Origin of the sequence: Paenibacillus sp. ALJ109b, from assembly GCF_010747435.1 — a bacterium.
Classification (GTDB): Bacteria; Bacillota; Bacilli; order Paenibacillales; family Paenibacillaceae; genus Paenibacillus; species Paenibacillus taichungensis.
Genome location: NZ_JAAIFP010000038.1, coordinates 60,681 through 82,157, shown reverse-complemented (window position 1 = coordinate 82,157; position 21,477 = coordinate 60,681). Strand labels below are relative to the sequence as shown.

Genomic DNA, 21,477 nt, shown 5'->3' with positions numbered 1-21,477 from the left:
CGTGATTGATTCTTGGCTTCGGATTAGGTAGCATAATGGACAGGTAGGATCGTGAACAAAACTCCTTGGAGAGTAAGCATCTCCTCCCACCCTGTCTGCAGGAGAGTGAAGTCTATTGGAATTGCTTGAGAAGGTCCAGCATCTGTTTGGATCCTACGGATACAGCGTTTTGTTTTTTGGTTTATTGCTGGAATTCATCGCCCTTCCCTTCCCGGGAGAAACGACTATGGCTTATGCAGGATTTCTGTCCTACAAGGGTCATCTGGACTTTGGAATACTGGCCATCCTTGCTTTTCTGGGAACGACGATTGGCATGACGATCACTTATTTTATTGGGGCCAAAGCAGGTCTGCCGTTCATTACACGATATGGAAAATGGTTTCTGATGAAACAGGACAAGCTGGATAAAACGCAAAAGTGGTTTGCTAAGTACGGCAATGCCCTGATCTTCATCGGTTATTTCATTCCGGGAGTGAGACATTTCACCGGATATTTCGCGGGTATAGCCGCTGTTCCCTTTCGTAAATTCGCTCTCTATGCCTATTCAGGCGCACTGTTCTGGGTAATGCTGTTCCTAGGCATCGGCAAAATATTTGGACCCCAATGGAACGCCGTGTTTCAGATTGTTCATCAATATGCACCTTACATCGTGGCGGGGATCGGACTGCTGCTGATTGCAGCCGTACTGTACCGTTATCGAAAAGCGTGGGCAGCTCGATCGTTGCGCAAACCTGCCGCTATTCGGCAAAGACAAAAATAAACGATAGCACTCACATATCTATCGATGATATCAATGGTTGGATTCAGACATATTTAGCGCAGAGATTTTTGTGCCGTGTGGAACCTCAGGTTATATTTTCTGTTTCTGTTAATAGCAAGGAGCTGCATATCGCGGCTCCTTTTTTATGTTCTTCTTTTGCTTATACGTCTAATGTTAAAAACCTCACGCGCCCTTAACCATCCATAGGTTGTAAGCAAAACAGCAATGGCCGCAAAACCCAATCCGCCTGCGAAACCAAGCTTTCGTGGCTCCACTACTTCTAATAACAAACCCGCACCAAACATGGATAACCCTAGCATGGTACTACTGCAAGCCGTCACCAAGCCGTAAATGAGCCCTCGATATTTCTCAGGTGTTTCACGCATCAGCAATGTATCCAGACAAGCATTGCCTACTCCTGACATAAGGGCCAGCAGAATATAGATCATAACTGCGATCACTGGCATAGTCACCACACTAAGCAGCATAAGCAATCCCCCTTCCACGAGCAGACACATGACTACTCCCGGGAGCAGCCAATGCTGAAAATAACGAGAACACCAGTTGCTTAATACCAGTCCTGTCCCAAGCGCCGCATAGAACAGACCTACACCCCAATCCCCAAGGGAAAATACTTCAATTGCATAAACGCTGATCAATACATTATCAATCCCGTTTATGACCGGTACCCATAACTCGAACAGGATGATGATCTGTAATGCTACAGAGAATCGAACCAGCCTCCATATCACCGAAGGAACATGAACTGCACCACTGACACGAGTAATTACTGAAGATTTACCAGAAGCTGCTGTGGCTGATCTCTCCATACTTTCAAGTGATATCTCATTTGATTCCGTACCCATTCCGGATGGAAACGAGACTTTTCGGATCAAAACAGCAGCCATCAGAAAGCACAGTGCATTGGTTATAAACGCAGCCTGCGGCCCTATCACTGATGAGGTGATTCCCCCAAGAAAGGCACCTACGATCAGCACCGTACCGTTCATCACCTGTTCAAGTCCGTTAATTTTGAGCAAATGTTCCGGCTGTACTAGCAGTGGTATGCCTGATTTGCGCACCGGCGCATAGAGAGCCTCAGCACAGGCTAGTAAAGTACTCGCTGTGTATAGAATCCACAAATCATCTGCACTGTTTACGAGTAAATAGCTCAGAGCAAGAGGCACCCTTATCAAATTGGTAAGCAGCATAATCTTTCGCCGTGAGAATCGCATCGTTAACATGCCGCCTGCCGGGGCAAGCAACAGAAATGGAAGCACACGCAGACCAAGGGCCAGTCCTACAGCAAGTCCAGATCCTGTTGTGCTGAGAATTAACGAAAGCATGGCTACCTGACAGAAACGGTCACCTATGCCGTTCACTAATCCCGCGATAAAGAACTTGCGGTATTCCGATTCTTTCTGTAGCAAAATCAGAATGGACGATCTAAACAACATGACAAATCCTCTTCTCTTTTATTAGATGATAATCTAATTAGATAATATTCTAATATAAAGGAATTAACAATATTCTTTTTTTATTTTGTGGGATATTCAATAACACTTTTGTGATAATCCTGATTCATCCAGGTCATACTAATTTGCAAATATAGGGTGTATAAGGGGTGAAGGAATGAGTACAGCGACGCAGAGCAGTCAGGATCAGAGAATATCTCCGAATCTTACGGAAAATACGGATTATTGCAAGAAGGTAATGGGGAACAGCAAAGACTTGATGATTCGTCCTCTGCAGTGTTTGCACAAATGGCCTTCTGTCATGTTGTACATCGATGGGATGGTTGACGTGCAGATCGTGAACCATTCCATCCTGGAACCCTTGTTACAGACCCGTGAACTACCTGATTTTTCGGCGGAAAACGAGCATTTGAGCTATCTCCAGAATGATGTCTTGGTCGCCAGCAGTGTAATCTTAATCGATGAGATAAAAGACATTCTTGACGCCCTTCTGGCGGGCTTTGCCGTTGTGCTCCTAGAAGGTTCCAATCAGGGCCTGAAAATTGCAGCAGCAGGATGGGAAGATCGTGCCGTCGGTGAACCGATTTCCCAGACGGTTGTTCGAGGACCTATGGAAGGCTTTAATGAAAATTTGCGTACGAATACAGGCTTGATACGCAAACGAATTCGAGACCCCCATCTTTGGATTGAAGAAAGGGAGATTGGCCGAGTTTCCAACACTAGGGTTGCCGTAGTATATCTGGAGCATATCGTCGATCAAGAGGTTGTAAAAGAACTGCGGCGCAGACTTGATGAGATTGATATTGACGCTATTCTGGAAAGCGGATATATCGAAGAACTTGTGCAAGACAAAACAGGTACGATCTTCCCTACGGTCTATAACAGCGAGCGACCGGACACCGTATGTGCTGCACTGCTCGAGGGTCGGGTAGCAATCATTATAGACGGTACTCCATTTGTACTGCTTGTCCCAGCCCTGTTTGTTCATTTCTTTCAGTCTCCCGAAGACTACTACCAGCGGGCCGATATTAGCTCATTAATTCGAATGATTCGTTACTTGGCCTTCTTTATCGCGCTGCTCGCCCCATCCTTTTATATTGCCATTACAACCTTTCATCAAGAGATGCTGCCTACCAACCTACTTATCAGTTTGGCAGCGCAGCGTGAAGGCGTTCCTTTCCCGGCATTTATTGAAGCCATCTTAATGGAGTTGACCTATGAAATTTTGCGAGAAGCTGGCATACGGATTCCGAAAACGGTCGGTCAGGCCGTTTCCATTGTGGGTACCCTTGTTATTGGGCAAGCTGCGGTAGATGCAGGCGTTGTATCGGCGGCCATGGTTATTATCGTATCCATTACAGCGATATCCAGCTATGTCATTCCAGAAAATGGATTATCCATTTCTGTACGGATTCTGCGATTTGTCCTGATGATTCTGGCTGCCGCCTTTGGTTTCTACGGAATTCTGATGGTTCTGCTGATTACGGTAACCCATTTATGCAGTTTAAGATCTTTCGGTGTGTCTTATATGTCCCCATTCGCACCTTACATTGGGAAAGATCTCAAAGATACCATCTTCCGTGTGCCTTGGGCCCGGATGAAGACCCGTCCGCTTTCTACCGGAACTGCGAATGAAACCAGACAAGCTGACAAAAAAACGAAGCGATAATCGGTAAGGAGAACGTGTATGAACAAATGCCTACAATTGATTCTGTCTTTTGCCGTTCTGCTCCCTCTCCTTACCGGATGCTGGGATCGCCAGGAACTCAATGAACTCGGTATTATGCTGGGACTGGGGGTGGACAAGGATGGCGATATGATTAAAGTGAGTGCTCAAGTGGTTGTCCCTAATGAAGTTTCCTCCAAATCAGGGGGAGGCAAAGGGACCCCTGTGACTCAGTATCAGGCTTCTGCCCCAACGCTGTTTGAAGCTATTCAGAAACTGACAGAGTCAAGCCCACGTCGTATCTTTATGGCGCACATACGTATTTTGGTATATGGCGAAGAATACGCCCGCAAAGTCGGGATTTATGATGTGACCGAAGCTCTAATGCGGGAACCTACAGTTCGGCCTGACTATTACGTCATGGTGGCACGAAATACAACGGCTTCCAAAGTGCTTGACGTGATGACGCCTCTTGAAAACTTACCTGCGGAGAAAATGTTCAATTCATTGGATGTCTCCACCAAGACCTGGTCACCGACAACAACTGTAACCGGCGATCAGTTAATGGAATATATTTTGTCTCCCGGAATACAGCCTGTGATTACCGGTGTAGAGGTCGTTGGCAATCCAGAGAAAAGCGGACATCAAGAAAATATTGCAACTATTAAAGCTCCTGCCCGACTGAATTCAACCGGGCTGTCTGTATTCAGAGGAGATAAGCTGATTGGCTGGCTAACGGAGGATGAATCCAAAGGGTATAACTACATTCGAAACAATGTAGTATCAACCATCAGTCATCTACCTTGTCGCAAAGACGGATATGTGACCTTCAAAGCACTCCGCACAACGACCAAACGGAGCGCAAAAGTCGTTGCCGGACATCCTGTCATCAACATCAACATGAAAAATGTATCGTCTATAGGTGCCGTGGAATGTGGAATCAAAATAGGTTCAATGGAAGTACTTAAGGAATTGGAACGAGACAGTGAGGAACGGCTCGTAGAGCTGATGCAAAAATCCGTCAAGTCGGTACAGCGTAAATTTCACGTCGATATTTTCGGATTCGGGCAGGAGGTCTATCATGCTGATCCCAAGTTCTTCAAAAAGGTGGAGAAGGATTGGGATCAATATCTAGAAGATCTGGATGTCGATTACAAAGTTAATGTGCAAATCAAACGTGTAGGCACATTGGATGATTCATTCAAAGATCAAATTAGGGAGTGAGGCAGATGTTACTTACACTTAGTGTCGTTGTGACTGCAGGGCTCATTGGATGGTACGATCTGCCTGGGCTCATTCGTCGCAAGGAATGGAAAGAAACAGCTGTTTACGGTGTCTTGCTGATCATAGCTACCTTTCTAAGCATCTTTGCGGCCAACCTTTGGGATTTTCCCAGTCCACTTTATCTCATCATATGGATGTATGAACCTGTAAATCAATTTCTAGCACACTTGACCGGAACTTAGGAAAAAAGGAGGGGACATTATGCTTGAGCAGGGCCGCATCGGAACAAGACAATTGTCCACCCTCATTTTCATGATGGTGGTCGGGGATATGATGCTAATCTACCCCTCGGTCATCACATCCTATGCCAAACAAGATGCCTGGATATGTGCTCTTATTGGGATTCCATTGGGAATGGCCCTCACCCTTATGTTTTTAAAGCTGTGCAATCTGTATCCGGAGAAAAATCTGATACAGATTGCAAGAAGCATTCTAGGATTTTGGCCAGGCACTCTTGTATCCGGATTTTATCTTTTCTTTTTTGTTATAGGTGCCTCAACACACACCCGAGAGGTTGGAGATTTCCTTACCTCCGAAATCTTTCAGTACACCCCGATTCGCGTCATCATTCTCATGTTTGTCATTACGGTTGGTTGGGGGTTATATCATGGTCTTGAGACGATGGGGAGAAGCAGTGAATTACTGATGCCTATCCTTATCGTGTTTATTCTTGTGCTTGCATTCTGTCTACTCCCTCAGGTTGATCCCAGCAATTTGAAGCCTGTTACGGATACCGGTGTTGTTCCCATCCTACAGGGTATTCTCATCAGTATCATATATCCGATAGGTGAACTGGTCCCCATTATGATGATTATTCCCTACACGCTTAAACAGGCTCACCAAACTCGGGATGTTCTTGTTGCGGCAGGACTTGGAAACTTGTTGCTTGCAATACTGGTTACCATCTCTCTACTCGTTCTAGGTGCTTTCCTTACACAGCACAACATCTATGCTTCCTTTATTTTATCTCAGAAGATTAACATCGGTGGTTTCTTTGAGCGTATTGAAGCCATCATGGCTTCTTCCTGGCTGATCTCCACGTATGTTAAAGCAATGGTATATACGTACGCATTTATCGTCGGATCCGCCGAACTATTTAAGCTCAAGCAGTATCGGGTACTCATCCTCCCAGCATCATTGCTTATATTTGGCCTTGCCAATCTGGTTTCGCCCAATTTGACCTTCATCGTCATTACGGTCGTCCCATATTGGGTAGATTGGGACACCACATTGAGCATTATTTTGCCAGGACTGTTACTGTTGGTGCACATGTTCAAAATGCGCTGGAAAAACAAGCCTTCAGGATAAGGTAATGCTGAAGTTCTACTATGTCAGGAAGGAGGGCTGGAGACCATGATAATTAAAGATAAAATTACCATTCGGCAATTCACCTTGCTAACCTTTCTTGTCATGGTCGGGGATATGATTTTGATCTACCCTTCGTTGGTCACAACCTTGGGTAAAAATGATGCATGGATATGCTCTTTCCTCAGCCAGCCTATCGGCCTATTCATCACTTGGATCTTTTACAAACTCCACCGATCCTACCCTAAGCTATCTTTAATAGAAATTTGCAAAAAATTGCTTGGTCCATGGATTGGATCGATCTTGTCTGCTGGGTACCTGTTCTATTTCGCAATAGGTGCTGCTATCTGTATCCGTGAGGTTGGAGACTTCATGACGACTCAAATCTACCTCGAGACCCCCATCCGTGTCATTCTGATTATGCTCATGTGTTCGCTGATCTGGGGCCTAATGAAAGGATTGCGAACCATGGGAGCCACCAGTGAGCTATTGACTCCTATTGTTGTTGTCATTATGGCTCTACTGTTCGTGGGCTTGCTGCCCAAAATAGACGTTTCACATCTGCAACCATTCTTGAGCACCAGCCGGATTCATTTGATTGAAACTGTTGTACGTGGATCATTCACCTCCTTCGGGGAGCTAATCGTACTTTCCATGATACTTCCTTATGTGGTGACAGGGCCGCATCTTAAACGGGACATGTTGCTTGCTACTTTTTGTGGAGGCATACTTCTCAGTGTGTTGTTACTGTTCTCTCTACTCGTAGTGGGGCCATTCATGACCCAACATAATATCTATATCTCCTATACCCTGTCCCAGAAAATTAATATAGGTAACTTCTTTGAGCGTATTGAGGCTTTTATGGCCACTGCCTGGTTAATTGCAACCTATTTTAAAAGCCTGCTGTATATGTTTGCTTTTGTGGTAGGTTGTGCTCAGCTCTTTCAGTTAAAAACATACAAACCTTTAATACTTCCTTCAGCCTTGCTAATGTTTTCATTAGCAATCCTGATTTCACCTAACGTGATTTTCTACACAAATACCATCATGCCTGCATGGGTGGATTGGGACATTACTTGCAGTTTTATTATTCCTCTGCTGCTTATACTTGTTCATCGCATTCGCTTTGGCAAGAACAGAAAAAATCAGACCCATTCAGAACGCCTGCCCACATAAAAAGGCTGTGCTTCACGGTATAACCCGCGAACACAGCCTTTATTAATAAGTAACATTTTTTTGTTGTATAGAGAACAGATCAGTTTACCTTCCTAAAGTTGCTGCAAAGCCTCCAACGCAGCCTCAATATGCCCTTTAACTCGAACTTTGGACCATGACTTCAGCAAAACACCGTCTTCATCAATGAGAAACGTAGAGCGTACCATCCCCATATATTCCTTGCCATACATCTTTTTGAGCTGCCATACACCGTACTTCTCGGCAACCTGATGTTCTTCGTCGGATAACAGGATGAATGGCAAGCCGTATTTGGCTATGAATTTGTCGTGCTGCTTCATCGGATCAATACTAATCCCCAGAATAACTGTATTTAACCCCTTGAACTCCTCATGACGATCACGGAAATCACATGCCTGCTGTGTGCAGGAAGAAGTCATATCCTTCGGGTAAAAATATATCAACACCCGCTGTCCGCGATAATCCGAGAGCTTCACCGTCTCTCCCGTACTGGACGGAAGTTCAAAGTCTGGTGCCAGATTCCCTTCGGTTAATGTCATCTCATTTCCTCCTTTATCTCGTCTTTCCTTTCACAACGGACTTCTGTTACGATCCTGCTCCGCGATACTTCTTCACGCCATAATTCCATAAGAGAAGGCCGATAGAGCCAAACACCAATCCCATCACAGGTGTTAGCATCGCCATTCGGTGCATTTCGGATCGTTCCAGGAACAGGGCTGCCGGATAAATGCCCACGAAGGCAAATGGAATGACCCACGTTAACAGGACCTGAATCGCACGGTTATAGATGGTTACCGGATAACGTCCATATCCTTGAATGTTGTACATTAATGGCAGGATGCCTGTAGGCGCGTCCGAATAGAAAGATAACGACGTCAAAGTGATATAGATTCCTGCATAGATTAACACTGAGCTAAGAGTAAGAATAATGAGGGCCGGAATATGCCACCACTCCAGCACAAGTCCCATCTCTGCACCACTGATGACCATAATGATCAGACCGATAAACGAACCAACAAGTGCAGGTGGGTCCACATTTTCCAGTAAAATCTGGAACAGGTTATGCGCAGGTCGTGTTAATATGCGATCCATCTCGCCTTTGACAATATACCGTTCACTGAACCCCCACAGATTGATAAAACAACTGAAGATGCCGTAAGGCACCATAAAATATCCATAAACAAAAAGAACTTCACTCTCACTCCAACCGCCCAGATTATCCGTATGTCGGAAAACGACAAAGATAAAGATCAGATTGGTTGCCTGGAACAGCAAATCCGAAAGGATCTCAACCCAAAAGTCGGCGCGGTACATGAGACGTGTTTTCATATAATTTTTTAAATATTCCCAGATCAGACCCATATAGTACACTCTGTTATCCTCCTTGCACGAACAGACGCTTGCGCGCCTGACGCCAGATCAGCATCATCGGAATGAGCAGTATGACAAACCAGAACACCTGAATACCGAGTACGCTCCAGATGCCTGTGCCTTCCACTCTTCCAGTGAACACCGAACCGGGCAGATACGTAATGGCCTGAAAAGGCAATACTTTCATCACTGAAGACATCCAGCCCGGATAGAGGCTGATTGGAATGATCAGACCGGAGAACAGATCAACCACAACGCGTTTCATGCGCATCATACCTTCATTGTTTTCCACAAAAAATGCGGCCAGTCCCGTAATGACATTAATCTGGGAGTTAATGAGGAAACTGAAGAACAGCATAACCAGAAAGCCAATCCACGCGGACGGCGCCGTAGGCAGTTCAACCGGGAACAACAGAATGGCAATGAGCATTCCAGGAATCATGAGCAGCAGGAAACGGAAAATACCTTCGCCCAGCCCCTGCATCATTTTGACCATGACATAGTTGATCGGTCTTATGAATTGAATGGCAATGGAGCCATCCCGAATGTCTGCGGCTATTTCCCGGTCCAGATTGTTAAAATAAAACGCACGCGCCATCCACGATACAGCCACATATGTCGTCATCTGAGCTGCCGTAAAACCGCCCAGTTCACCACTACTGCCGTAAATGGCTTGCCACGTAAAGTAATACACGCCAATATTCAGCGTATATATCAAAATGCCGGAATAATAATTCACTCGGTATGCAAGCATCGTCAGGAACCGGATGCGCATAAAATCAAAAAATGCACTATTCATGTTAGGATACACCCACCGCTTCATTCTTTGCTCCCACAATCTCGGGACGCTCGGCTGAACCGGATTGGTAAATACTGCGCACGATCTCATCCGTGTTAATCTCAATAATCTGAATATCGGTAATATCTGCCTGTCCAACGACACGTCCCAGCACATCCGACACGTTGAGTTCAAGTGGAATCCAGACCGATGCGGACAGTTCGTTCTCCACCGTCCATCGAACAGGAAACGCAGCTGTCCATCCCAGCATTTGTTCCATAGGGTGAGCCGTACCAAACTTGAACCGGATTTCCCGTTCTTTGCCCCACTGGGATTTTAGATGATCCAACCCGCCATCATAGATGATATTGCCCGCATCGAGCATAATAACTCTTGAACATAAAGCTTCGATGTCCTGCAGATCGTGGGTTGTCAGCAAAATGGTTGTTCCGTGTTCCTTATTCATATCTTTCAGGAATTCGCGGATTTCCGACTTCACAACAATATCCAGACCAATGGTTGGCTCATCCAGAAACACAATATCCGGATTATGCAGCAGCGCAGCAACCAGTTCACAGCGCATACGCTGTCCAAGACTGAGCTTACGTACCGGACGGTTCAGCAGATCCTGAAGCTGTAACCGCTCAACCAATTCATCCAGACGTTTGCGGAAATCGACCTCACTTACTCGATACACTTTGCGCAGCAGATGGAAGGACTCAATGACACCAATATCCCACCAGAGTTGGCTGCGTTGACCAAAAACGACACCAATATTCTGTACAAACTTCTCACGTTCCTGATACGGAACATATCCACCAACCGATATTTGCCCTGAAGTAGGCACCAAAATGCCGGTCAACATCTTAATCGTTGTTGATTTACCGGCACCGTTCTCCCCAATATATCCGCATATTTCGCCTTGCGGAATTTGAAATGAAATATCATTTACAGCCAAGACCTCCTGGTATTGACGTGCAAACAGATCCTGGAATGCGCCCTTAAGTCCTCCTCGACTTTTCTGGACGCTAAACGACTTGCGTAAATCTTTGACATCAATCGCCAGCATGATTATACCTCACTTGGATTTTGTTGAAATTGCTTGTAGCCCAAAAAGAAATTATAATAGTATCAGTCAAAATTCAGCAAGCTTTAAAAAATAGTCTGAGGCCGCGTCCTCTGTTGCATCTCACAGATATGTCGTGTACGGAAAGCCCTGGCTAGATCAAATTGGACTCATCTTCATTTATTTTGAATACAAAGGAGAGCTAGCATGACCAGAAAGACGAAGAGAACCATTTGGATTTCTCTTGCCGCCTTTGTGCTGATTGTTGGAGGCGCTGCGGCATTTTATTTCGGTTCTATTCTCAATCAGTTGAATGGCTTGCAAAAGGAAGGCGATGAATCGCCGTTTGCCGGTATCGAAAATGTTGAAAAAGTAAGTACACCGGATCCTCCGAAATGGGAAGGCACCGAAACGGTAAATATTCTCGTTATGGGTGTTGATGCCCGCGGGCTGGAGAAGGGGGAAGTCCCTCGTTCTGACAGCATGATGGTCGTCTCGCTTGACCCACTCACCAAAAAAATTAATTTATTCTCCATTCTGCGCGACACATACGTCAATATTGACGGGTATGGCAAGGAACGCATCAATACTGCTATTACCCATGGTCCCAACGCGGCAATGAAAGCTGCCGGAGACCTGCTGGGTATCCCTGTCCAGTATTATGTGTATACCGATTTCCAAGGATTCATCAAATTGGTGGACGCCGTTGGCGGTGTGGATTTTGACGTAGAGAAGGACATGCACTATACAAGTAAAGCGGACAATAATGAATACGATATTGATTTGAAAAAAGGCTACCAGCATTTGGATGGAAATACAGCTCTCATGTACGTTCGCTTCCGTCATGATGCCATGTCGGATTATGCCCGCTCCGAGCGGCAGCGCGAATTCCTGAAAGCTGTAGCAGCGAAAATGCAGTCAACAACAACGATTGCCAAACTACCTTCCATTCTGGAAGAAGTAAATCCTTATGTAGATACCAATCTGACCCTCTCCGACATGTGGAAGCTGGGCGGACTTGGATATCAGAGCAGCATGAACGGCAGCGAGCAAATTCCGCCAATGAAAATGCTCAAGGAAGAACGTACACCAGGCGGAGCTGAGGTGTTGTCGGTAACCAGTGAGGAAAAACTCAAGCAATATATTCAAGATATCATTCATCCTCCTGCTCAAGAAGAAGGCAGTACTACCGGAGCCGAAGACAAAACCGCAAGTGGTGACGAACAAGACTCCAAGCAACCTGCACAGTAATGAAGTGCACACGAAGAGGGCAGCATATGCTGCCCTCTCGCTGTGTTTTGTTTATCTAATATGAAAGGAAGTTATCTTATGAATCCATCACGTTCCCGTTCCGAGCTTTTATACGAAGAAGCACTTCAACATATTGTAGGAGGTGTCAACAGCCCCTCCCGTTCATTCAAAGCGGTGGGTGGCGGCGCACCTGTCTTTATGAAAAAGGCCCAAGGAGCGCACTTCTGGGATGTCGACGACAACCGATATATCGATTATCTCGCAGCCTACGGCCCGATTGTTACAGGACATGCTCACCCTCATATTACCCAGGCGATTACCGAGGCAGCAGCAAATGGTGTGCTTTACGGTACGCCTACGGAACTTGAGATCAAGCTCGCTAAAATGCTGAAAGAAGCCATTCCTTCAATGGACAAGGTTCGTTTTGTAAACTCCGGTACAGAAGCAGTCATGACCACCATCCGGGTTGCCCGTGCCTACACCAAACGTAATAAAATTGTGAAATTCGCTGGATGTTACCACGGTCACTCCGACTTGGTTCTTGTGGCAGCAGGTTCGGGGCCTTCCACGCTGGGTATTCCCGATAGTGCAGGCATTCCAACGAGCATTGCGCACGAAGTCATCACGGTACCTTTCAACGATCTGGACAGCCTAAAAGCGGCTCTGGAGCGTTGGGGTGATGATGTCGCCGCAGTCATGGTTGAACCGATTGTCGGCAACTTCGGTATGGTTATGCCGGAACCTGGCTTCCTTGAAGGACTCTGTGCCATGACACGGGACAATGGCTCGCTTGTCATTTACGACGAAGTAATTACAGCCTTCCGTTTCCACTACGGCTCCACACAGACGTACGCTGGACTGGACAATCATGCGGAGATCGAACCCGATCTGACTGCACTTGGTAAAATTATCGGCGGCGGTCTGCCCATCGGTGCATATGGTGGTCGTAAACAGGTTATGGAGCAGGTTGCTCCACTCGGCCCGGCCTATCAAGCCGGAACGATGGCCGGTAACCCTGCGTCTATCTCTGCGGGTATCGCTTGTCTGGAAGTTCTGCAAGGCGAAGGTGTATATGCGGAGATGGAACGTCTTGCGATTGATCTGACAACAGGCCTTCAGGCTTCTGCGGATCGTCATGGCATTGCATTAACCATTAACCGAATTCGTGGTGCATTTTCCACCCATTTCTGTGACCACCCGATTACGAACTACGATCAAGCCCAGGATACCGATGGTGAACAGTTCGCTTCCTTCTTCCGTCATATGCTGAATCGTGGCATTAATCTGGCTCCTTCCAAGTATGAAGCCTGGTTCCTGACCACTGCACATACGGACAAGGATGTTGCGGAAACACTCGAAGCCGCAGAAGCTTCCTTCAAAGCTATGGCTCAAGCGTAAACGTTTATCTAACCATTCACATATAGTACCTTAGCAGACATCAAAGAAATTCATCACATGAAATAAGGCGTCCCACAAGCGATTAATCCGCTTGTGTGGACGCCTTTTGCAGTTTCACTATTTCCTCACGGATAATCCGCAGCCCTTCCTTGATCCGTTGCTTTGGAACATTGGATATATTTAACCGCAACATTTTATCCTGAAATATCTCCTGTGTACCTTCTGGATAATATCGTTCTGTTGTATCGGCAATGACTCCCCTTTGGTCCAACCGGGACAGCAAGACCCTGAGCGGCATATTCTTAGGCAGCGGCAGAACCGTATGCTCCCCTCCTGTACGCGGTGCATTCGCAAATGGGCCGAAGTCTGGGAAGGCATTAAGTTGTTGATACAATTTGTTCATCCGGGCAGCATAGCGGCTGCGGATGACTTTGCCATGGTGGGCAAACATCCCGTTACGGATGTAGACCTCAAGTGCTGCCTGGGATAGTACGGCGGTGTCAATGTCGAGCATTTTTTTGTATTTACTAAACGATGCAGTAAGACTTGCAGGCAAAATAGCGACGCCAATCCGCAGGCCGGGAAACAGAATTTTGGAGTAACTTTTCAGATAAATGACTCGCCCTTCCGTATCATATGACCATAATGGGTCCTGCTTCGTGTTCTCTTCCAGATCAGCCAAGAAATCATCCTCTACCAGATAGACATCATAACGCTGCGCCAACCGGATCAATCTTCTCTTCTCAGCTGCCGTCAGGGAAGTCCCAATCGGGTTGTGGAAACGCGGCATAACATAAAAAAATTTGATGTCTCCTTCGCGAAACTGTCGTTCGAGCGTGTCCCAATCTAGGCCACCCAGAGAGCGTCTGACCCCAGCAATCGGTACATTCAGACCTTGTAGAAGCGAAGGCATATTATGATAACCCGGCAGTTCCAGCATCACCTGCTTTTTCCCATTCGGAAAAGGCATTAGCGCCAGCACAGCAAGGGCCTGCTGCACCCCTGACGTAATAAAGAACTGCTCATTCCGGGCAAACACCTGATAATCGGCGAATTGCTTCTGCAGCAGATCAATTAATGAAGGTAAGCCTCTCTCAGTTCCATACAAAAACAAATCCGCTTGTTTCTTCTCCATTGCCTGATCCACACAATGGCGAAAATCGGAATAAGGGAATACTCGCGGATCAGGAGCTGCGGAGGCAAAATCCATTGGACCCTGCCATTCCCCATCCTCCACTTCGGCTCCATTCTGTACCGCATAATATCCGGACTGAGGCACCGCGTAGACCAGATGGCGTTCTTCCAGCCACTCATATGCGCGTATGGCTGTACTTACGCTACATTGATATTGCTCAGCCAGAACACGCACAGCCGGCAGTTTGATGCCTTTATCCTGCCATTGTCCACTGTTCTGCTGGCGCAATTGGTCCTGAATCCATTGCTTAAGTGATTCAGCGATAATTTCGTATTTTCTCATTGGATTCTGCCTCTCCTCCGACTTCAGCATTACTTTAAGTGTACCGGTACAGTAAATGTTTTTGTCTATTGTACCACTATTGGTCTGGCAGTATATTGAATAAGGTCAGACAGCGTACGCAGCAATATATGCACCGTTGAAGTAGAAAAGAAAAACCGTATTATTGGAGGAAACCCTATGAACAATAGCCAGACTAGAACATATGCATATGTAGCAGCTGTTTTATATGCAGCCATTATTGGTTTATCCTTTTTATTCGTTAAAATGACGGTGAGTGTCGCACATCCAATTGATGTATTGGCACACCGTTTTGCCTTGTCATTACTCGTAGTCAGTATCCCTGTTATTTTTGGATGGATCAAGATCAAGCTAACCCTTCGTGATCTGTGGCGTATTATTCCGCTAGGACTGCTCTCTCCTGTTTTGTTCTTTGCCTTTCAGGCATTCGGGTTAGTCTCGTCCAACTCATCGGAAGCAGGGATTATCCAGGCGATGGCCCCCGTATTCACACTTGTGTTGGCTTCTATCTTTCTAAAAGAACGTACATCCCTTTTGCAAAAACTGTTCCTGCTGTTGTCCGTGGCGGGTGTAATCTTTATTTTCTTGATGAAAGGAAGCGGGATGTCGGCGGGTAATTTTAAAGGTATTGCTTTATTGCTTCTCTCCACAGTGTGTTTTGCAGGTTATGGTGTATTGGCAAGACCCTTGGCGCAGAAATATAAACCGATGGAATTGACCTGGGTGACCCTGATGGTTGGATTTATCGTCTTCAACGCAGCTTCCCTGATTCGTCACGCGTCGAGCGGAACCATGGTGGATTATGTGAAGCCACTAGGAGATGCATCTTACCTAGGAGCACTGGCCTATCTGGCCGTCCTCTCCACCATGTTCTCCACGCTGCTGGCGAGTTATGCCCTGACTCATCTGGAAGCTTCCAAAATGAGTGTATTCAGTAATTTGTCCACGCTCATTTCCATTGCTGGCGGAGCCTGGATATTACATGAACCCGTTCATGGCTACCACTTCATTGGAGCCCTGCTGATCATCGCAGGTGTACTTGGCACCAATATGAGCGGAAGAAAACGTAGGCTGGTCAATCCAGATTAAGCATGATACAATGTGAAAAATTGTAAACGGACGTTATCAACAATGATGAAGAGAAGTACACAGGATTAGATACCTCAGAGAGCCGGCGGATGGTGTGAGCAGGTGTATCGGTCATGTGGAAATGGGCTTCGGAGTTCCGAGTTGAACCCGTTCTGCCACCTGTACTTAGGAGCGCGGATCGTCAGTAGGCAAGGCGGCATGTTCAGCCGTTATCCATGGACAGGATATCGATAAGGCATATGTGAGCTTTCCGCATATATTTATCCGTATCCCTCAAGTGGGCCGCAACCAGCGGCCAATTAAGGTGGCACCGCGAAGCATAGGCTTCGTCCTTCTATTCTGTTCCCGTCTGGGAAGCAGGATGAAGGACGAGGCTTTTTTTGATTTAATTTATGTACCAAAAACTGTTGCAGGCTGAAAGGAGGTGATGGTCGTGGAAGACGGCTGGTGGCGTCAGCAATTAAGGATCGTAAAATCACAACATCAAAGGAGAATGAACCATGAACAAGAACAAAGACATTATTTTAACCGGAGACCGGACAACCGGACAGCTTCATCTCGGCCATTACGTAGGCAGCCTGCGCAGTCGGGTGCAATTGCAGGATGAGTACAAAACGTATATTTTACTGGCTGATGTACAGGCGCTCACGACCCACTATGATCAACCGGGGCTGATTGCAGACAGCGTGCATCAAGTGACACTCGATTATCTTGCCGTAGGTATCGATCCCAATAAAGCCACTCTGTTCATCCAGTCAATGATCCCGGAAATTGCCGAGCTAACTGTCATATTCTCCATGTTTATCACGGTGAACAGTCTTCGGCATAATCCCACGATTAAAAACGAAGCGCGTGACCGTGACTATAAGGATCTCTATTACGGATTTCTTGGATATCCCGTCAGCCAAGCTGCGGATATTGCGTTCTGCAAAGCAACCCTTGTTCCAGCGGGAGAAGACCAGATCCCACATATCGAAACAGCACGGAAACTGGTGCGGCGGTTCAACGAATTATATGCGCCAGTTCTGCCTGAACCACGTATTCTGACCGGAGAACGGCTGGGCGGACTGGATGGCGTGGGCAAAATGAGCAAAAGCATGGGCAACGCCATCTCGTTGAATGCTCATCCTGATGATGTGTATGCCAAGCTGTCCAAGGCGAAAACCGACCCTGCACGCATTCATCGTTCTGACCCGGGACATCCGGATATTTGTCCGGTGTTTGCCTATCACCAGTTGTTTCGAAAGGATGAGGCAGCTGAGATTCATGCGAACTGTAGTAATGGCACCATTGGTTGCAAGGATTGCAAGAAGATTGCAGGCACTGCAATTAACGAACTGCTCTCCCCTTTCCGTGAACGGCGAAATTACTATGAACAACGTGGGCATGAAGTGAAAGAAATTCTCGTGGAAGGCACACGTCAGGCCCGTCGGGCTGCACGTGAGACGATGCTTGAGGTTCGTGAAGCGATGGGGATACGTTATTTCGACTGACGGTATGAGAAGGCTTGATCACGTTAACACTGCTGAGAACAGTATATTGGGAAAAGAGGTCCCCTCAGCATGAAACCAACACAGCCTTCTTTTTTGCAAGCCATGATGTTAATGATGTTATCTGTCGGCCTGATCAGTCACGTCCTGATCATCCCCGCCCTTTTGTCTTCGGCCAAAAGGGATGCGTGGATATCCGTTCTGTTGTCTGCAGGACCTTATCTTTTATTCACTCTAATGCTTGCGTATGTCTCTCGTTTTCTCCAGCACCAAACCCTGCATGAATGGCTGACTTCCCATCTTGGCAAGCCTCTTGGCATGCTGTTTCGGGTGGGAAACAGCCTCTTTTTTCTGTCCGTGATCTACTTCACTCTGCATGATACCACCACTTGGGCCAAAACCAATTATCTGACGGAGACGCCAATATTGGTTACAAGCATTGCCCTGATGTCTCTCTGTGCCTATGCGGCCTATAAAGGAGTACGCTCTCTGGCATTTACAGCAGGATTGATCCTGCCCTTGGTTGTGCTGCTTGGCTTCTATGTCGCTATCGTTAATACACAATACAAAGATTACAGTCGTCTGCTGCCTGTGCTTGAACATGGCTGGCACCCTGTGCTTCATGGTACGGTCTACAGCCTTTCAGGCATGTTTGAGCTGCTGTTCATCTGGTACTTGCAGCCCCACCTCTCCAAGCGGATACGTGTATGGCAGTACTTGATGCTCGCATCAATTATTCTTGGTCTGACCCTTGGCCCACTCATTGGGGCAATCGTGGAATTCGACCCTTTCGAAGCTGCCAAAATGCGATATCCGGCCTTTGAAGAATGGCGAATTGCGTCCTTGGGCAAATATATTGCCCAGACTGATTTCTTTTCCATTTACCAATGGCTCGCCGGTTCTTTCACCCGGATTAGTCTGGCCATGTATATTGTAGTAGAAATTTGGAATATTAAGAGCGCCTCCAGAAGGATCATATGTTGTGCCACTCTTGGCGTCTTATTTATTCTTTCCATGCTGTATCCTCTGGATGATATGACATTCGAAAAGCTGCTTGTCCAATACATATTCCCGTTCAATCTCATGTATCTGAGCGGACTAGCGGTGGTTGCAACAGCCGTTGCATACATCAGTTCACGCCATCAGAGGAGGAAACATCATGGAGCACCAAACGATTGACACCACGTCCCATGAAACACTGCTTGCCTCTTTCGAAGAGCAGTTCAATCCCTGTGCAGATGTTGTTATTCAGACCTTTCCTGCCAAAGATGAAACCGATATGTCGGTGATTATGATCTACTGCGACGGTTTGGTCGATGGCAAACAAATCAACCAATTTATTATCCCACGTCTGGAACAGCATTCTCTGTTCATAGAAGAAGCACATCCCAAGGAATTGGGATTAACTTTGAATCCGATAGAAGATCTTACAGATACAGAGAATTTAAATCTGTTGATTTTTAGCGGACAATTACTGCTCATATTCGGAAATGGTGATCAGTCCTGCAGTCTAGATATCGCGAGTATACCGGGAAGAAACCCTGAGGAATCGGCGATCGAGTCATCGATTAAAGGGCCTCGGGACGGGTTCACCGAAGAGCTGTCCGTGAATATCGCCCTCGTTCGCAAACGAATGAAAACCTCTTCCATGTGTTATGAAAAATATGTTAAAGGTGGTCGTACCCAGACCTCTATTGGTCTGTTGTATGTCAAGGATATTATTAACCCAGATATTCTGGAAGAAGCACGCCAAAATCTCGACAAAATTGAAATCGATGGCATTCTCGGTACCTCTATTATGGAACGCGCAATTATGGGGGGAATTCGCAGCATCTTCCCACTCACGGATAATACGGAGCGCCCCGATTATGTCGTGGACTCTCTTTTGAATGGGCGATTTGCGGTTCTCATTGAAGGTTCACCGGTAGCCATTATCGCTCCAACCACTCTGTTTAACCAGCTAAAATCGCCGGAAGACGAGAGTACCCCTTTTTTCATCGTTACTTTTGAGCGAATATTACGCATTTCAGGATTACTGATCGCTTGCTTCTTTCCTGGTTTCTACATTGGCCTGACCAGTTTCAATGTGGAGCAGATCCCCTTACCTCTGCTCGCAACTATTTCAGGTACCCGGATGGGTCTACCCATGCCAGTAACGCTGGAAGCATTTTTAATGATATTTATGTTCGAGCTATTTAATGAAGCTGGCCGCCGACTCCCACGTGCCTTGGGACAAACCGTCAGCGTCGTAGGTGGGCTTATTATCGGAGATGCAGCTATTCGAGCAGGAATTACTTCCCCCACGATCATTGTCACAGTGGCTATCTCGGTGATCTCCAGTTATATTTTGGTGAATACCGTACTTAGTGGGGCTACTGCTCAAGTCCGGATTGGGATGCTAGTCATTTCTTCCATTCTTGGGCTATTCGGTTTCATGATTGGACTACTTGGTCTGCTCGTGCACCTCGTATCCTTAGAGTGTTATGGTGTCTCATACCTGTCACCCGTCTCTCCTTATATACCCGGCGACTTCACCCAAGCCGTATCCATGCCCCCTTCCATGAAACGGACCAAGCGCCCAGCCGTACTCCATACCCAGGATTCCACTCGCCGGAGGAAACGCTCGTGACAAGATGGATGGCTAAGGTTAGCTTGTTTATAAGCTGCTTTATCCTGTTGACCGGGTGCTGGGACTCCAAAGAGGTTCAGAGCATTAACTTTATCACGGCTGTAGGGATAGATTATGTAGACAACAAATACGTTGCTTACGCCCAACTCATTGATTTCTCCAGTATTGCCAAGCAGGAAGGGCCAACTTCAAGGCAAGCAAGTGATATCTGGATCGGACGGGGCGAGGGTTCTACGCTGAGTATGGCAATTGATGATCTATATCAAACTTCTCAGCAACAAACGCTATGGACCCATGTAAAAGCGATTGTTTTATCCAAAAATGTGTTGAATGGACGACTGGAGGATGTCTTCAATACACTGTTGCATTCAGGCCAACTGAGATATACCCCTTGGCTCTACGGTACAGAGCATAATATTACAGATGTACTCTCTCCCTCTGCCCTGCTGAACCAATCCGCCCAGACTATCGAGCTGTTTGAACCGATGAAGCTGTACAAGCAACATTCCGGTTATGAACCCATCCGGCTACATCAGCTCCTTGACGGATTTCGGGAGCCTGCTTCCGTTATTCTTTTGCCTTCCATTACCAATCAGAATGAGACCTGGTATAACGGGGATGAAACGCCCCCGCTTATTAGAATGGATGGGTTTTATGTCATTTCAAACGGTAAAAGTCAAGGCAGGGTCATGGGTAAGGACGCTGATGGTACACGATTCGTGAATTATGATCGCGTCTATCAATATCCATTGTACGTATACAGAAACGGGAGTAAAACTCCGGATCTGACGCTTAGGCTTAATAACCCAAAGACCAAGATTAAGGCGAGGAAAGAAGGAAACGGTGTTACATTTGACTTGATTACTTCGGTTAAAGGCGCCATCATTGAGGATCATGATTCTCATCGTTCCCCCCATGTCATGGAACAGGCAGCTGAGAAACAGATTGAGTCCGAAATCCGCAGTACGTTTGAGAAAAACAAATCACGCAAGATTGATTCCTACGGTTTTGTGGAACATCTCTATCGTCATGATCTCCCTTTATGGAAACAAGCGGTATATAAAAGGGCTAATCCACTTGAGGGGTTTAAACTCGGTAAGGTGGAGGTTCATGTGAAAATCCTCAATGCCAGTACGTATAAATACAATGAGTAACTCAAAAAGACGATCAGCAGCCTGCAGTTCATGCAAGGTTACTGGTCGTCTTTGCTTTTCATGAATCCACAT

General features: G+C 46.5%; 19 protein-coding genes and 1 other annotated feature. Of the genes, 13 read left to right on the top strand and 6 right to left on the bottom strand.

Features of this window, described 5'->3' with window-relative positions:
* The first annotated feature begins 115 nt into the window (after positions 1-115).
* A complete protein-coding gene (locus G3352_RS29490; RefSeq protein WP_163761550.1) occupies positions 116-760 on the top strand; it encodes a DedA family protein in 645 nt (214 codons plus the stop codon).
* A gap of 143 nt (positions 761-903) precedes the next feature.
* On the opposite strand, the gene G3352_RS29485 is transcribed toward G3352_RS29490, so the two are convergent.
* A complete protein-coding gene (locus tag G3352_RS29485) occupies positions 904-2,217 on the bottom strand; it encodes an MFS transporter (RefSeq protein ID WP_163761549.1) in 1,314 nt (437 codons plus the stop codon).
* A gap of 175 nt (positions 2,218-2,392) precedes the next feature.
* Between G3352_RS29485 and G3352_RS29480 the strand changes: the two genes are divergently transcribed.
* Genes G3352_RS29480 through G3352_RS29460 form a run of 5 tightly spaced genes read left to right on the top strand, consistent with a single transcriptional unit; the run spans position 2,393 to position 7,666 of the window.
* Positions 2,393-3,904 carry a spore germination protein gene (locus G3352_RS29480; RefSeq protein WP_163761548.1) on the top strand — a complete coding sequence of 504 codons (1,512 nt, stop codon included), beginning with the start codon at positions 2,393-2,395 and terminating at the stop codon, positions 3,902-3,904.
* 18 nt (positions 3,905-3,922) lie between these two features.
* A complete protein-coding gene (locus G3352_RS29475; RefSeq protein ID WP_163761547.1) occupies positions 3,923-5,125 on the top strand; it encodes a Ger(x)C family spore germination protein in 1,203 nt (400 codons plus the stop codon).
* A gap of 5 nt (positions 5,126-5,130) precedes the next feature.
* Positions 5,131-5,367 (top strand): hypothetical protein, encoded by a 237-nt coding sequence (locus G3352_RS29470; RefSeq protein ID WP_163761546.1) that lies wholly within the window; start codon positions 5,131-5,133, stop codon positions 5,365-5,367.
* 19 nt (positions 5,368-5,386) lie between these two features.
* The gene (locus tag G3352_RS29465) at positions 5,387-6,493 is read left to right on the top strand and encodes a GerAB/ArcD/ProY family transporter (RefSeq protein ID WP_163761545.1); all 1,107 of its coding nucleotides are present in this window, start codon (positions 5,387-5,389) and stop codon (positions 6,491-6,493) included.
* Positions 6,494-6,538: 45 nt separating this feature from the next.
* A complete protein-coding gene (locus G3352_RS29460) occupies positions 6,539-7,666 on the top strand; it encodes a GerAB/ArcD/ProY family transporter (protein WP_163761544.1) in 1,128 nt (375 codons plus the stop codon).
* Between the two features lie 92 nt (positions 7,667-7,758).
* On the opposite strand, the gene bcp is transcribed toward G3352_RS29460, so the two are convergent.
* Genes bcp through G3352_RS29440 form a run of 4 tightly spaced genes read right to left on the bottom strand, consistent with a single transcriptional unit; the run spans position 7,759 to position 10,902 of the window.
* Positions 7,759-8,223 (bottom strand): thioredoxin-dependent thiol peroxidase, encoded by a 465-nt coding sequence (gene bcp, locus G3352_RS29455; RefSeq protein ID WP_163761543.1) that lies wholly within the window; start codon positions 8,221-8,223, stop codon positions 7,759-7,761.
* A gap of 46 nt (positions 8,224-8,269) precedes the next feature.
* Positions 8,270-9,046 carry an ABC transporter permease gene (locus tag G3352_RS29450; RefSeq protein WP_205525121.1) on the bottom strand — a complete coding sequence of 259 codons (777 nt, stop codon included), beginning with the start codon at positions 9,044-9,046 and terminating at the stop codon, positions 8,270-8,272.
* A 13-nt stretch (positions 9,047-9,059) separates the two neighbouring features.
* Complete coding sequence (locus tag G3352_RS29445; protein WP_163761541.1) at positions 9,060-9,854, bottom strand: ABC transporter permease; 795 nt, start codon at positions 9,852-9,854, stop codon at positions 9,060-9,062.
* Position 9,855: 1 nt separating this feature from the next.
* Complete coding sequence (locus G3352_RS29440) at positions 9,856-10,902, bottom strand: ABC transporter ATP-binding protein (protein ID WP_163761540.1); 1,047 nt, start codon at positions 10,900-10,902, stop codon at positions 9,856-9,858.
* A 204-nt stretch (positions 10,903-11,106) separates the two neighbouring features.
* Here G3352_RS29440 and G3352_RS29435 point away from each other — a divergent pair, with 204 nt between their 5' ends.
* Both G3352_RS29435 and G3352_RS29430 read left to right on the top strand, forming a co-directional pair.
* Entirely contained in the window at positions 11,107-12,150 is a 1,044-nt protein-coding gene (locus G3352_RS29435) for an LCP family protein (RefSeq protein WP_163761539.1), read from the top strand.
* Between the two features lie 78 nt (positions 12,151-12,228).
* Complete coding sequence (locus tag G3352_RS29430; protein WP_090904320.1) at positions 12,229-13,548, top strand: glutamate-1-semialdehyde 2,1-aminomutase; 1,320 nt, start codon at positions 12,229-12,231, stop codon at positions 13,546-13,548.
* A gap of 82 nt (positions 13,549-13,630) precedes the next feature.
* Here the strand turns inward: G3352_RS29430 and G3352_RS29425 are convergent, their stop codons facing one another.
* Positions 13,631-15,025 (bottom strand): aminotransferase-like domain-containing protein, encoded by a 1,395-nt coding sequence (locus G3352_RS29425; protein ID WP_163761538.1) that lies wholly within the window; start codon positions 15,023-15,025, stop codon positions 13,631-13,633.
* Between the two features lie 177 nt (positions 15,026-15,202).
* Here G3352_RS29425 and G3352_RS29420 point away from each other — a divergent pair, with 177 nt between their 5' ends.
* The 5 genes from G3352_RS29420 to G3352_RS29400 all read left to right on the top strand — a co-directional run bounded on the left by G3352_RS29420 (position 15,203) and on the right by G3352_RS29400 (position 21,405).
* On the top strand, positions 15,203-16,132 hold the full coding sequence (locus G3352_RS29420; protein ID WP_163761537.1) for a DMT family transporter: 930 nt from the start codon (positions 15,203-15,205) through the stop codon (positions 16,130-16,132).
* A 33-nt stretch (positions 16,133-16,165) separates the two neighbouring features.
* Positions 16,166-16,469: a binding site (T-box leader), on the top strand.
* Between the two features lie 163 nt (positions 16,470-16,632).
* The gene (gene trpS / locus G3352_RS29415) at positions 16,633-17,625 is read left to right on the top strand and encodes a tryptophan--tRNA ligase (RefSeq protein WP_163761536.1); all 993 of its coding nucleotides are present in this window, start codon (positions 16,633-16,635) and stop codon (positions 17,623-17,625) included.
* A 69-nt stretch (positions 17,626-17,694) separates the two neighbouring features.
* Positions 17,695-18,801 (top strand): GerAB/ArcD/ProY family transporter, encoded by a 1,107-nt coding sequence (locus G3352_RS29410; protein ID WP_163761535.1) that lies wholly within the window; start codon positions 17,695-17,697, stop codon positions 18,799-18,801.
* A complete protein-coding gene (locus G3352_RS29405; protein WP_163761534.1) occupies positions 18,782-20,251 on the top strand; it encodes a spore germination protein in 1,470 nt (489 codons plus the stop codon). The genes G3352_RS29410 and G3352_RS29405 overlap by 20 nt, the downstream gene beginning before the upstream one ends.
* Positions 20,248-21,405 carry a Ger(x)C family spore germination protein gene (locus G3352_RS29400; RefSeq protein ID WP_163761533.1) on the top strand — a complete coding sequence of 386 codons (1,158 nt, stop codon included), beginning with the start codon at positions 20,248-20,250 and terminating at the stop codon, positions 21,403-21,405. Before G3352_RS29405 ends, G3352_RS29400 begins: the two co-directional genes overlap by 4 nt.
* Positions 21,406-21,477: the final 72 nt, after the last annotated feature.